The organism is Corynebacterium sp. HMSC068G04 (assembly GCF_001814885.1).
Taxonomy (GTDB): domain Bacteria; phylum Actinomycetota; class Actinomycetes; order Mycobacteriales; family Mycobacteriaceae; genus Corynebacterium; species Corynebacterium hiratae.
In genome coordinates this window covers 1-530 of sequence record NZ_KV818352.1, presented here as the reverse complement: position 1 = coordinate 530, position 530 = coordinate 1, and the positions used below count along the sequence as shown (strand labels likewise).

Below are 530 nucleotides of genomic sequence, written 5' to 3'. Positions count from 1 at the left end.
TTCGGCATCATTGACCTCTCCCTCGCTCCCACCGCGGAACTAGGTGACTCCGTCGCGCACATCCTTGAGCACATGGGCCTCGACCAGGTGGGCACGCACGGTACCACGGCGGCGCTGGCGCTGCTTAACGACGCCGTCAAGAAGGGCGGCATGATGGCCTGCTCCCGCGTGGGTGGGCTGTCCGGTTCCTTCATCCCGGTTTCTGAGGACAAGGGAATGATCGATGCGGTGCGCACCGGTGCCATCTCCATCGACAAGCTGGAGGCCATGACCTCGATCTGCTCGGTGGGACTAGACATGATCGCCATCCCGGGCGATACCTCTGCTGAGACCATCGCCGGCATGATCGCGGACGAAGCCGCCATTGGTGTGATGAACCATAAGACGACCGCCGTGCGCGTCATCCCTGCCCCTGGCACCAAGGCTGGCGACGAGGTCAACTTCGGCGGCCTTCTAGGCTACGCTCCGGTCATCCCGGTCAACCAGGTAGGCAACTCCACCTTCATCAACCGCGGTGGCTTCATTCCGGC

Annotated in this window: 1 protein-coding gene; it reads left to right on the top strand. The window is 63.2% G+C overall.

The genetic code is table 11. The annotated features are described in order from the left end of the window. On the top strand, nucleotides 1-530 hold a 530-nt coding region (locus HMPREF2993_RS12410), incomplete at both ends, for a DUF711 family protein (protein WP_141758314.1).